The sequence below is a fragment of the Tunicatimonas sp. genome (genome assembly GCF_049647865.1).
Lineage (GTDB): Bacteria > Bacteroidota > Bacteroidia > Cytophagales > Cyclobacteriaceae > Tunicatimonas.
In genome coordinates this window covers 1-13,410 of the sequence record NZ_JBARYM010000756.1, presented here as the reverse complement: position 1 = coordinate 13,410, position 13,410 = coordinate 1, and the positions used below count along the sequence as shown (strand labels likewise).

At 45.7% G+C, this 13,410-nt stretch carries 10 protein-coding genes; 6 read left to right on the top strand and 4 right to left on the bottom strand.

The annotated features are described in order from the left end of the window. Window positions 1–1,199 (top strand): plastocyanin/azurin family copper-binding protein (locus WBA23_RS22105; RefSeq protein WP_424584453.1); only part of this gene is annotated, 1,199 nt, incomplete at its 5' end. A 9-nt stretch (window positions 1,200–1,208) separates the two neighbouring features. Here the strand turns inward: WBA23_RS22105 and ggt are convergent. Beyond that, a complete protein-coding gene (gene ggt, locus WBA23_RS22100; RefSeq protein WP_424584452.1) occupies window positions 1,209–2,891 on the bottom strand; it encodes a gamma-glutamyltransferase in 1,683 nt (560 codons plus the stop codon). Window positions 2,892–3,097: 206 nt separating this feature from the next. Here ggt and WBA23_RS22095 point away from each other — a divergent pair, with 206 nt between their 5' ends. Continuing rightward, window positions 3,098–3,559: a (2Fe-2S)-binding protein gene (locus tag WBA23_RS22095; RefSeq protein WP_424584451.1), complete on the top strand. Its 462-nt coding sequence runs from the start codon at window positions 3,098–3,100 to the stop codon at window positions 3,557–3,559. A 10-nt stretch (window positions 3,560–3,569) separates the two neighbouring features. Then, window positions 3,570–5,756, top strand: a complete 2,187-nt coding sequence (locus tag WBA23_RS22090) for a molybdopterin cofactor-binding domain-containing protein (RefSeq protein WP_424584450.1) — start codon at window positions 3,570–3,572, stop codon at window positions 5,754–5,756. Window positions 5,757–5,822: 66 nt separating this feature from the next. On the opposite strand, the gene WBA23_RS22085 is transcribed toward WBA23_RS22090, so the two are convergent. Beyond that, complete coding sequence (locus tag WBA23_RS22085) at window positions 5,823–6,755, bottom strand: DUF3078 domain-containing protein (protein ID WP_424584449.1); 933 nt, start codon at window positions 6,753–6,755, stop codon at window positions 5,823–5,825. An 82-nt stretch (window positions 6,756–6,837) separates the two neighbouring features. Then, the gene (locus WBA23_RS22080; protein WP_424584448.1) at window positions 6,838–7,671 is read right to left on the bottom strand and encodes a mechanosensitive ion channel family protein; all 834 of its coding nucleotides are present in this window, start codon (window positions 7,669–7,671) and stop codon (window positions 6,838–6,840) included. Between the two features lie 223 nt (window positions 7,672–7,894). Here WBA23_RS22080 and WBA23_RS22075 point away from each other — a divergent pair, with 223 nt between their 5' ends. Together WBA23_RS22075 and WBA23_RS22070 are read left to right on the top strand one after the other, a co-directional pair. After that, complete coding sequence (locus WBA23_RS22075) at window positions 7,895–8,470, top strand: DUF192 domain-containing protein (RefSeq protein WP_424584447.1); 576 nt, start codon at window positions 7,895–7,897, stop codon at window positions 8,468–8,470. A gap of 20 nt (window positions 8,471–8,490) precedes the next feature. Next, window positions 8,491–11,325 carry a family 78 glycoside hydrolase catalytic domain gene (locus tag WBA23_RS22070; RefSeq protein ID WP_424584446.1) on the top strand — a complete coding sequence of 945 codons (2,835 nt, stop codon included), beginning with the start codon at window positions 8,491–8,493 and terminating at the stop codon, window positions 11,323–11,325. A gap of 8 nt (window positions 11,326–11,333) precedes the next feature. On the opposite strand, the gene WBA23_RS22065 is transcribed toward WBA23_RS22070, so the two are convergent. Beyond that, the gene (locus WBA23_RS22065) at window positions 11,334–11,915 is read right to left on the bottom strand and encodes an ACP phosphodiesterase (RefSeq protein WP_424584445.1); all 582 of its coding nucleotides are present in this window, start codon (window positions 11,913–11,915) and stop codon (window positions 11,334–11,336) included. 83 nt (window positions 11,916–11,998) lie between these two features. On the opposite strand from WBA23_RS22065, the gene WBA23_RS22060 reads away from it, so the two are divergent. Continuing rightward, a complete protein-coding gene (locus WBA23_RS22060) occupies window positions 11,999–12,997 on the top strand; it encodes a 2-hydroxyacid dehydrogenase (protein WP_424584444.1) in 999 nt (332 codons plus the stop codon). Window positions 12,998–13,410: the final 413 nt, after the last annotated feature.

Here is a 13,410-nt window from a genome sequence, read left to right as displayed (position 1 = left end):
GTCTAATGCATGAGTTTGCGAAGAATATTTCCAGCATGAAGCCGCCGACGGTTTGGTTTCCGCATACGATTATGGGGATTTCTACTTCCGACATCATGACTGATACTACCCAAGGAGGGTTCGGGCCCTTTGCCGGACAAATGTTTGTCGGTGATCAGGGGCACAGTAAGGTAATGCGGGTGTTCTTGGAAAAAATTAACGGTGAGTATCAGGGGGCGTGTTTTCCGTTCCGGGAGGGCTTCTCGTCCGGTACTCTACGAATGCGCTGGGGACCGGATGATAATATGTACGTGGGCATGACCAGCCGAGGTTGGGCGTCTACTGGAAAAGAACCTTATGGTTTACAACGTTTGGTGTGGACGGGAAAAACCCCGTTCGAGATTAAAGCTATTCGGGCGGTAGCTAACGGGTTTGAGCTGGAGTTTACTCAACCGGTTGATGCAACTACGGCATCGCAGGTTTCTACATATCCAATTAATAGTTTCATCTACAGTTATCATCGTAGCTACGGTAGCCCAATTATCAATCAGCAGGAGTGCCGAGTGCATAGTGCTGAGGTCTCAGCCGATCAGACTAAAGTGCGTTTACATATGGATGGACTTCGGGAGGGCTATATTCATCAAATTAAGGTAGACGGCTTAAAATCGGCGAGCGGTCAGGCACTTTTACACGATATAGGATACTATACGCTAAATAACTTTGCGGAAGGAACCGAAATTGAGGCTCCTATTGCCCAAAAAGAAACCTCGGAAATCCCCCCCTGCGAAGAATCTGAAAAGCGCGTGACCGAAATGCCTGATGATTGGGAACAACCTGACGTAGTGATCACGGTAGGCACCGAACCAGGACTGAAGTACGATCTAAGCGAGTTCACAGTAGCCGAAGGGGATAAAGTGCAGGTTATCTTCAACAACAATGACGATATGCTGCACAACTTAGTAGTCACTGAACCTAATACTGCCGACCAAGTAGGCGAGGAGGCGATGAATTTAGGACTAGCAGGAACCGACCGGGGCTATGTGCCAATGGTAGACGAAGTATTGTTTCATACCTGTATTCTAAAGCCCGAAACTACGGAAAGCATCTACTTTGTAGCCCCCCCAGCGGGAGAATATGAATACGTTTGTACGTTTCCCGGTCATTACAAAGCAATGCGGGGAAAGATGCTCGTTACATTGCGGAAGACTGCTTCTCGCTAGAATGGTGAATTAGTAACCAGCCGCCTGTCCGTCTTTTCGCGATTCGGATGCGCCGATGTACACTTTATTTTCGGCATCGTACTTAATGGCTTGATAGCCGCCGTAAACCCCACGGGCAAATTGAACGGTATGCCGCTTTCTCATTAGTTGCTGAACAGTTTCTGATGAAAAGCCGGTTTCCATCCGTAGAATACCGCCGTCGGTCATTTTACCACCGGTAGGCTGGGACTCACTAGCGTGGTTAATCCGGGGGGCATCTCCAGCTTCCTGTACGTTCATGCCGAAGTCGATCATATTAACGAGTACCTGTACATGGCCCTGCGGTTGCATGGCACCCCCCATCAGTCCAAAGCTCAGGTAGGGCTTACCATTCTTCGTCACAAAGGCCGGGATGATGGTGTGGAACGGTCGTTTGTGAGGTTCGTATATGTTATTATGGCCTTCTTCCAAACTGAACAAAGCTCCCCGGTTTTGTAGAATGAAACCCAAACCGGGAGGAGTCATTCCCGAACCCATACCGGAGTAGTTGCTCTGAATGAGTGAAATCATATTACCATCGCCGTCAGCCACCGTCATATAGATGGTGTTTCCCTGCTCCAGTTCGCCGGCCGGATATTCATCACCGGCTCGCTCGGGGTCAATCAGCTCGGCACGAGCTTGCGCGTATTCTTTGGAAATCAGTTGTTCCATCGGAATCTGCACAAAATCGGGGTCAGCGTAGTATTTGGCTCGGTCTTCGTAAGCTATTTTTTTCGCTTCCACTAAGTGATGAATATATTCCGCACTACCGAAGCCCATACTGGCTAAGTCGTAGCCCTCCAGAATATTGAGCATTTGTAGAACGGCGGTTCCCTGACCATTGGGCGGAAGTTCGTACACTTCATATCCTCGGTAGTCGGTAGAAACCGGATCTACCCAGTCCGCGGTATGATCAGTTAAATCTTTGGTTGATAAAAAGCCTCCCTGTTCTTTAATATAGTCAGCAATCGTTTTGGCAATATCACCCTTATAAAATGCATCCTGGCCCTCGCTGGCGATTTTTTCTAAAGTGTTCGCCAACCCTGGATTCTTAAATATTTCGCCCTTCTCGGGCGTTTTACCATTGGGCATAAAAATATCGGAGAAGCCTTCGTACTGCTGGAGTACGCGGGCGTTGCCCTTCCAGCCGGATGCAATCACTTCCGTTAGCGGAAAGCCGTTGCGAGCGTAATCAATTGCTGGTTGTAGAATGGTGGTCATAGGTAAGCTTCCCATCTTCTCGTGCAGCGCAAACCAACCACTAACACAGCCGGGCACACTTACCGATAAAGCTCCCCGGTAGGGTACATTATCATGGTCATTTTCTTTTAGGTATTCTAACGTTAGATCGTAGGGTGAGCGACCGCTGGCATTCAGACCGAGTAATTCTTCACTCTCGGCATTCCAAACAATAGCAAAAAGGTCGCCACCAATTCCGTTGCCCGTTGGTTCGGTTAAACCGAGCACCGCGTTAGCCGCAATGGCGGCATCAATAGCGTTGCCCCCTTGCCGGAGAATGTAGAGTGCCGTCTGCGTAGCTAACGGCTGACTAGTAGCGGCCATTCCGTTCTGAGCGATCACCTCCGAGCGAGTAGCAAACTGTTCACCGGTCAAGCGATCCTGAGAAAATAGAAAAGTAGGAAATAGAAATAGAAAGCCAAGTAAAATTCTCATAGGTTAGTAAGGTCAGGTTTAGGTGGGAAGAAACGGAATATCCGGCGAAATGACAAGTGCAATAACTGAATCATTAGAAGTTTGAGAAAGCAAGGGCTTATTGGCTCACAAGGCGGCTACAAATGGACTACATTTTAAACATTGTTATTTAGAAGGTAAATTCATAATTTATCCAAACATCAATTATTATCAGGGTGAAAGAGAAAATGACGATTAAAGTTAACGGACAGACGCATCCAGTAGAAGCTGATCCCTTCACCCCGCTTCTGTACGTTCTTCGCAATCAGTTGGAGTTAAACGGGCCGAAGTACGGCTGTGGGCTAGAACAGTGCGGAGCCTGTATGGTTTTATTAGATGGGAAGGCTTCCCCCAGTTGTCGAATTCCGGTATCTGCGGTAACCGATAAAGAAATAGTTACTTTAAAGGGGCTAATTCAAGACGATGGAAGTTTGCATCCGGTGCAGCAGGCTTTTGAACAAGAACAAACGCCTCAATGCGGCTACTGTCTCAATGGGATGATCATTGCCGCCGTAGCCCTTCTGGAAGAAAACGATCAACCCGACGATAACATTATTCGAGAAAAAATGCAGCCAGTACTCTGTCGTTGTGGTACTCACGCTCGAGTAATGCAGGCGGTTCGTACTGCGGCTCAAACCATGAATCCCTGATCCTCTCGCTATGAAATCAACCTATACCCGACGTAAATTTCTTAAGGATAGTGGTGGATTGATCGTTGCATTTAGCCTGTTCAGCGGTTGCGGGCTGGCGGCTGAACAGCTTGATTCACCGGCTTTGAAGCTACCTCGCAGTTTAGCTCGTAATCCTACCGTGAACGCTTGGTTGCAAGTATTGGCCGACGGACAAATACGCATCTTTACCGGTAAAATTGAGTTAGGGCAAGGTATAAGCACGGCGGTGGCGCAGGTAGCGGCGGAGGAACTTAATACGGACCCGAGCATGATTGTAGTGCATATTGTAGAAACTGGAGTTACTCCCGACGAAGGTTATACGGCGGGTAGTGGTTCTATTATAAACAGTGCCATGTCGGTACGCTACGCGGCGGCTCACGCTCGTTCCTTGCTTCTGGATCGGGTGGCGAAGAAGCTAAATGTTGATACTTCCTCTCTCACTATGGAAGCGGGAGCGGTAATTACGACTGATGGGCAGCGGTTGACTTTCAAAGATATTTTAAGCGGCGAACAGCTTACTGAAGAAGTTCCGGCTTCGGTAAAACTAAAACCTAAGGAAGACTATCAGTGGGTAGGTAAACCAATTTCCCGCCCAGATATCAGCCAGATGGTTCGCGGAGAATCTTACTTTATCCAGGATTTGCGCTTTCCGGGTATGCTCCACGCCCGGGTAGTACGCCCACCCGCTTACCAGGCCACTCTCGAAAGTTACGACGAAGCAGCACTCCAAGCAAAAGTGGCGGGAATAGTGAAAGTAGTTCGCAACGGTAGCTTTCTGGGCGTAATTGCTGAAGATGAATATCAGGCTGAGCAAGCCCAGCGGTTTCTTCGTGGAAATGCTCAGTGGTCGGCAGCCGAGAAGTTGCCTATCAATCAGCCACTGGTAGAGTATCTAAAAACCTTGCCGGCCAGTTCTCAGCAGGTGCAAGAAGCCAGCTTTAAGACGAATGATAATACTGTTAAAGCTCAGTACTTCAAACCCTATATTATGCACGGAAGCATTGGTCCGTCTTGTGCCGTAGCGCACTACGAGGGAGGGCAATTACAGATATGGTCGCACAGCCAGGGAGTTTATCCCTTGCGGGAAGCGCTGCCTAAAGTAGTGGGATTGCCCATTGATAAGATTCATATTAAAGGAGTACCGGGTTCGGGATGTTACGGGCATAACGGGGCGGATGATGCGGCAACTGATGCTGCACTATTGGCTGTAGCGTATCCGGGCGTACATATTCGGATGCAGTGGTCGCGAGAAGAAGAGCACGCCTGGGAGCCTCTGGGTTCAGCAATGATACTGGAAGTTCAGGCCAACCTGGACGAATCAGGTAAGATTGCCGAATGGTATACCGAACTGTGGTCAGATTCGCATAGTACCCGCCCCGGCGGCGATCCCGGAAACCTGATGCCGGCTCACTACGTGAAAAATCCCCATCCTCGAACCTCCTACGGCTACAGTGGGGGCGGGTACCGCAATGCTGATCCTTACTACACAATCCCTCAGTTAAAAATTGACGCTCACTTCTTTGAAGGGCCCCTGCGGGTTTCCTCATTACGTAGTTTGGGCGCTTACGCCAATATATTTGCTATAGAATCTTTTATGGACGAGTTAGCAGAAAGAGCCGGAATACAACCGTTGGAATTTCGGTTGAAACAATCCGATGATCCTCGGGCAGTGGCGGTGATGAAAAAGCTAGATGGCATGACGAGAAATATATCACTAGCCAAGCAGGAAGGAATGGGTTTCGGTTTTTCCCGTTACAAGAACTCAGCGGCGTACTGTGCCGTAGCTGCCCAAGTGAAAGCAGATGTCAGTAGCGGAGAAATTGAGCTTTTGCACCTTTGGGGAGTAATTGATGCCGGAGAAACTATAAATCCGGATGGGTTAAAAAATCAGACCGAGGGGGGTATGATACAGTCGGCCAGTTGGACTTTAAAGGAAGAAGTGTTATTTGATAAGCAACATATTATTAGCTTAAACTGGGACAGTTACCCTATCCTTCGCTTTCAGGATGCGCCGAAAGTAAACGTAGTAATTATCGATCGTCCTAATAAACCCGCGTTGGGTGGGGGAGAAGCAGCGCAAGCTCCTACTAGTGCAGCTATTGCCAATGCTGTGTACCGGGCTAGCGGAAAACGTATCCGCCAGTTACCTATTACCGCTGAGAAGCTACGAGGATAAGCACTGGCTGCTCCACCCAAAAAGACAAAGAAAAGTAGTTTTTGAGCAAGCCGGAAGATGCCAAGGTTAATCCACTACTGCTTTTTCCCGGCTAAGTAAAATTCCCACCCCAATGAGTTGGCTAAACTGTAGTTCTTCAGTCTGGTCAAAATCGTAGAGGGCAATCCCTGAAAAATTGACGTTAATATACTGGGTTAGTTTAGCAGTTATGGTTAAATCTAACCGATGATCAATTTGATCGAAAGAGAGTTGTTCGTAGTTGGTGAAAGTTAGATAACGAGCTTGAAAACCAATATTCTCGGTAATACTCTTATTCCAACTCATTAGTAACTGAAAAGCTAGCCACTCATAGCGGATAGTTTCACCTTCTCGACTTTCTACACCGTAAGCAGTGCCGTTCATGCTAGATTCTAAATTATTGTATAAGGTAGTATCGTTTACAATTGTGATGCGAGGCGAAAACGGACTCAACCGAAGTGAGAAATTTTTATTGGGCATGTACTCAAACCCCAAGGATAAAGTTAAAAAAGCGGGTGCCAGAAGATTAGAGATACGCACACCGTCTTCGCGGCCGCTCGGCAGCGCCACGTAGCGAAAGCCCGGAGCAAATTGCGTCAGGAAATTCAGTGAACCGTAGCCGTTCCAATCTTCCGAAATATCGTAACCCACTTTGCTGTCAAGGAAAATCCGGTCCTGACTTTTACGAATTCCTTGTCCCTGGTTATTAATTACCCCGTACAATAAGTCTACAGTATTGTCCCACGACCATGATCCCCGCTGATAACTGGTTAGATAATTAAATAAACCCGAAAACGCTACGGAATTCACCGCTCCCCCTGTCCAGTTATCGCTAAAAGCGGCCTGATTGAAATTAATTCCAAATCTAGTAGAAGTAGTCCATATAGTATCCGCAACCAAAGAGTCTGAAACTGACAAAGGAGTATCTATTTGAGCTAGTAGACTACTGTAGCAACTGGCAAAGATTGCTATGAATAACATAATTCTTTTCATGATACGGTCTCATTTTGGCAGTCACTGACTGACCGAATTAGATTTTATGTATGTAATAGAGAGAAGAAGGTCACTGCCCCGGTGAAGCCTGATAAAGGTGAGCATCCACTTGAGGATAAGGAATACTAATTCCGTTGGCATCAAACGCTTTCTTTACCGCTTCGGTCTTCTCAAAAAATAACGCCCAAAAGTTAGCTTGTTCACACTGTGCCCGCACCTTGAAGTTGACCGAACTATCAGCTAGTTCCGCCAGATTGATAAACGGAGTATCTCGATTTTGTACTCGCTCGTCAGCAAACACCGTATCTTTAATAATCTGCCGGGCTTTATCAATGTCATCATTGTAGCTAATACCAAACACCCACTCTACAGTACGAGTAGGTTCAGTAGAATAGTTGATAATTTTGTCGTTAGACAATGACCCGTTAGGAATAACGATTGTCTTATTGTCGTAACTTTTAAGTATTGTATAAAAAATCTGTATTTCGGATACTGAAGCAGTATCTCCTTGAGCTTCAATAACATCACCTACTTTAAATGGCTTTAAAATAAGTATGAGTATTCCGCCAGCAAAATTAGACAAGCTGCCTTGCAAGGCTAAACCAATCGCTAAACCAGCTGCACCCAGCACAGCCACAAAAGAGGCGATAGCTACACCGAGCTGACCAGCTACGCTGATTAGTAGAATAACAACGAGTAACGCTTTAATTAGGCTAGATAAAAATGGAACCAACGAAGGGTCTACTTGCCGTTTAGTTAAAGCCTTCCGAATACTTTTTACAACTAGATTAATAATCCATAATCCAATAATTAAGGTAAAGATAGCAAGTAGTAGCTTCGGAATATATAGAGCTGCATATTCGCTCAGGGTTTGGATTGCAGGAGAAATATCTATGTTTTCCATCTTGAAGTACGTTAGTTTAGTAAATAGTTAATGCGCACAAATATGAGTAATTACTACTAATTTGCAAATCAGTTTACTGAACGGAGTAACTTGATTGGGCCTGCTGCGCTAATAAGTTTTCAATGATAGATGCATCGAAAAAAGCTTAAAACAAACCCTGATGCTAATTTTGTGTTTCTAGTTCGTAATTAACTGCTAAATTTGCCTGACTATAATGTTAAATATGAGCAAACCTACCACCAACCCTGAAGATAAAATTACCAAGATTTCCTCGGCCCGGAAGCTACTTGTGCTTGCCCTAGTAGGAGGGGCTATTGTAGCTATTGTCTACTTTTTTTTTCTTAATAAAGAGGAATCGTACATTACATCTGATCAACTTAATAATCCCAAGGTAGTAGATGAGCCTCAATTTATTGAAGAGGGACAACTATGGTTTCTAAGTGAGGGACAACAAGATACTTTGCAGCAAATTACTATTGAGGTGGCTGATGACCAGGAACAACGGGCCCAAGGTATGATGTACCGCAGCGCAATGGATGAATTACAAGGGATGCTATTCATTCATGATCGTTCCGAAACGCAGGCATACTGGATGAAGAATACTAAACTGCCACTGGATATTATCTACGTTGGTGAGAACAAAGAAATTGTTACCATATACCAAGGCGTAATGCCTTATTCGAAAAAATCTATTCCCTCTTCTTCAGAAGCCTTGTACGTTGTAGAAGTAAACGCAGGGTTCACTGGTCGGCACAAAATTGAAGAAGGAGACTTCATTGAATTTGAAGTTTTCAACTAACTTTTGATTACATCTGAAGCATGTACATTCAGCTAACTCAAGCGTTAATTTTAACGGTAGTGTCTCTACTACTTTATCCGGTTATTGATTCCTTCGCTGATAACCCTAATCCTCCTTCCCATCTTCAAACTGAGTATCGAGCCAATCCACTGAGTATTGATACTGCTACTCCCCGATTATCTTGGGTAGTTTCGGGTAGTCAGCGAAACATAACGCAAACCGCCTATCAGATTTTGGTGGGTAGTTCTGCCGAAAATGTAGCTTCCGGCATGGCGAATATCTGGGACAGTGGAAAAATTACTTCGGATCAGAGTATCAGTGTAGCTTACGCCGGGCCACCGGTACAGCCTCACACCCGGTACTACTGGACGGTTCGAATTTGGGATAATCGTGGTAATCAGACTGATTATGCCGAACCGGTTTGGTGGGAAATAGCTAAGTTAGCTGAATCGGATTGGGAAGCTCAGTGGATTGGTGACGGAAGACCAGCTCCTGAGCAAGAAGAAGATATGTATGATACCATTCCGGCCCCGCTCTTTCGTAAAGCTTTTCAGCTAAACCAATCAGTAGAAAAAGCCCGACTCTACATTAGCGGGCTGGGCTACTACGAAGCCGAACTTAACGGAGAAAAGGTGGGCGATCAAGTACTTGACCCCGGCTGGACTAACTACGGTGAGCGGATATTGTATAGCACTTACGATGTTACCTCCCAAGTGCAACAAGGTAAAAATGCTCTAGGAGTAGCTCTGGGCAATGGTTGGTACAATCCGCTGCCGCTCGGACTGTTCCGAAGGTTTAACCTACGCAAGTTCTTAACCATTGGTCAACCCAAATTTATCGCGGAGTTGCACGTGTGGCATACCAACGGTAGTAAAACAGTAGTTGCTAGCGATAATAGCTGGATGTGGGATGATGGCCCCTTGCTGGAAAATAATATTTACTTAGGCGAAACCTACGATGCCCGCCGAGAACAACCGGGCTGGAGTACTGCTAGCTTTAGCGCGGAAAGCTGGCAAGATGTTATTTTGGCAGAACCTCCTGGTGGAAAATTAGTTGCGCAAATGGCTCCGCCCATTCGTATCACCCAGACCATTAAACCCATTTCCGTGACCCAACCTGACTCGGGGATTTATGTGTTTGATCTGGGGCAGAATTTTGCCGGCTGGATTCGCCTTAATCTTAATGGCGAAGTGGGCACGACCGTAAAAATGCACTACGGTGAACTACTCTTTGACAACGGGCGTGTTAACGGGCTTACCACTGTGGCCGGACATATTAAAGAAGCCTGGAACCTGAGTGGCGGCCCCGGAGCACCTCCCACCGCCTACCAGGAAGATTACTACACCCTGAAAGGTGGGGGCGAGGAGATATTTCAGCAAAAGTTTGGATTTCAGGCATTTCGCTACGTGGAAGTGAGCGGCTATTCGGGGAAGCTCTCTGAAGAATCATTGGTAGGTTTGCGGTTAAACTCCGATCTGCCTGACCACGGTTCATTCGCCTGCTCGAATGACCTTTTTAACGAAATTCAGGAAGTAACTGAGTGGACTATGCTTAGCAATGTGTTTAGTATTCAGTCCGACTGTCCTGGACGAGAGAAGTTTGGTTACGGGGGGGATATTGTGACGGCGGCGGAAGCTTACATTTATAATTATGATATGGCGAACTTCTACCGTAAAGCTGCCCGCGACTTTCAGGATGATGTGCGCCCCAATGGCGGCTTACCCGAAACGGCTCCCTACAATGGCATTGATACTCAGGGGTTTGGTGAGGGTTCGGGCCCCATTGGGTGGCAACTGGCCCATCCATTTGTGGTGCAGCAACTTTATCGCTACTACGGCGATCGTCAAATTGTGGAAGAACAGTATCCGGTAGCAAAGCGCGCGCTGGAATTTTTACAAACCCAGGCTCCCAATCATTATATTGAGAATGGTATTGGCGACCATGTTAGCCTCAGCTACAAAGCGGTACCACTTACCAGTACGGCATTTTATTATCATTTTGCCCAATTAGTAGCTGAATTTGCTGAAATACTAAACCACAAGAAAGAAGCTCAGACTTACCAGCAATTAGCTCAGGATATCGAAACGGTATTTAACCAGCGATTTGTAAATTCAAATACGGGTCAGCTTGATTCAGCTATCACGCAGGCTAATCAGGTATTTGGTTTGTACTACGGATTGGGGTTAGATGATCCGGAACTGAAAGAGAAAGCTCAGCAGGTACTGTTAGATAATATCTTACAAACGGAACAAGGTCATCTTACTACCGGAATTTTCTCGACTAAAATGATGTGGGATGTCCTGGATCAGCTAGACCAAAATGATGTGGCTTACACAATTAACAATCAACGAGATTTTCCTAGTTACGGTCATATGCTCGAGCAAGGAGCTACTACGCTATGGGAGACCTGGAAAGAGCCGAATCAGGCTTCCTGGAACCATCCTATGTTTGGTTCAGTATCCGAATGGTTTTACCAATCTATCTTAGGTATTCAGCCAGCTGAAAATGCAGTAGGAATGGATCACGTATTGATTAAACCCTCACTCGTAGGTGAACTGACCTTTGCTCGGGGCCACTACCAGTCAGTACGAGGTGAAATTGCCGTCGATTGGGAGCGAAAAGGCGAAGACGTACAATTGAAAATTACTATACCGGGCAATACCACAGCTACCTTTGCCTTACCCGTAGCGGGAGTCGATAATCCGCAAATTACCGAAGGCGAAACGCTCATTTTTACTGATAGTGAACTGAAAAATAATCAAAATTTTTCTCTGGTGAGTTTCAACGACCAGCGCGTCTTTTTACAAGCGGGTTCCGGAACTTACAGTTTTACGGTAAAACCAGGTAATAGGTAGCCGAGTTATCACTCGGTGAGCCACTCTCGGGTATGCACCCGCACTTGCTCAAAGAACTCCGAGAATTCTTGCTCAAAACGTTCGTAGTGTTGCAGTAAATTCTCAGTAGCTGATCCCATTTGGTTAGGATAGCGGGAACGTTTCTCCATACCCCTGAGCGTTCGGGCAATGCCTTCTAGTTCCGCATAATTACGTAGCCAGTCATGCTCACGCATGTAGCGTAAAACTTGCTGCGCCTTTTGGGGCAAAATAGTCTGCTGTTCGTGCAGGGTTCGGTAAATTTTCTGAGTAAAAGTTTCTAACGGAATATCGCTGTAGCTATGCCAGTTCTTGGCTAAAAAATGATCGTAAAAAATATCGACAATCACTCCGGCAAAATGATGATGTTGGTCTACTAACCGGTGTTTGCTCTGAAGAAATACCGGATGAAAATCAGTAAAGTAATCAATCTCTCGGTGGAGCAAAATACCTTCGGCTATAGCCGGTTCAAACGTTTGGTACTTCTTTCCTTTAACAAAGTCGCCTAAAAAACTTCCCACCATAAGTGGAGCAGTAGCGCGGGATAAGTAGAAGTGAGCGAGCAAATTCATCTTCGGTAAGAACGAATCAGAGCCTGCTTAGTTCTCTATATCAAACGAAAAGAAAAAAACTGCAATAACGAGATAGACTAACCATGAAAATAGCATTTTTCAGTACCAAAACGTATGACCAAACCTTTATGAACCAAGTGAATGAAGAATTCGGTCACGAAATATCCTACTTTGATACGGGACTGAGCCCATCCACCGCCGTATTGGCTCAGGATCATGAAGCGGTTTGCATCTTTGTCAATGACCAAGGTAATGAGGAAACGCTGAAAGCACTCAAAGATCAGGGGGTGAAGTTACTAGCGCTGCGGAGTGCTGGATTTAACCACGTAGATATTGCTAAAGCCGAAGAACTGGGAATTAAGATAGTACGAGTACCAGCTTATTCGCCTTACGCAGTAGCTGAACACGCATTAGCAATGATACTCACTTTGAACCGGAAAACTCACTTGGCTTACAGCCGTGTACGCGATGGAAATTTTTCACTAGAACGCCTAACCGGTTTCGATCTGCGGGGCAAAACAGTGGGAGTAATCGGTACCGGGGCTATTGGTCAAGTGTTTGCTCACATTATGATGGGGGTGGGCTGCCGGGTAGTTGCCTATGATCCGCGCCCTAACGAAGAACTAAAACAGCACGTTGATTTTGTAGGCTTACCCGAACTTTTTGGTCAATCCGATATTATTTCCCTGCATTGCCCACTCACCAAAGAAACACACTACATCATTAACGAGGAAGCTATCAAACAGATGAAAAACAGTGTGATGCTCATTAATACGAGTCGGGGAGGATTAGTAGACACTAAAGCAGTAATTAAGGGGCTGAAGGATCAACGAATAGGGTATTTTGGATTAGATGTGTACGAACAGGAGGAGAACATTTTCTTTGAAGACCTATCGGGAGCCATTATTCAAGATGATATGATTACCCGGCTGATGACTTTTCCGAATGCGTTAATTACTTCTCACCAGGCCTTTTTTACGCAGGAAGCCATGACCAGTATTGCAGAAACCACCTTACAAAACATTCGCGATTTCGAAGAAGGTAAAGACTTGGAAAATGAAGTGGTACACTCTGACAAGTAGTATATTTAATGGTACCTGAGAATCCACAAACTAATAGGTTTGCCAGACACATTCGCGCCTCAGTGGATAGCACTTCCTGCTTAAAGTGCAGAAGATGCTGTACTAAGCTTCTCCTTTCTTTCTCAACGCCTTTCTTATATTGTGTCGGCATTATGCCTGTAATCTTCTTGAAATTCACGTAAAAAACAGATTCCGAACGGAAGCCACTATTGACGGCTACCGCAAAGTTTGTTAACTATTTATATTGAGCACTCTTGAGCATCTTCTTTGCTGCTTCCACCCATTTTCGTCAATTAATTGACCAATATGCTTGTTCAGTAGGCGAGATAATGAGTAGAGGGGAATACCCAACTAGTTAGCTAGTAACTTTTCGTATAACTCAATGTCTAAATGAATTTGCTCTTTGGTAATCA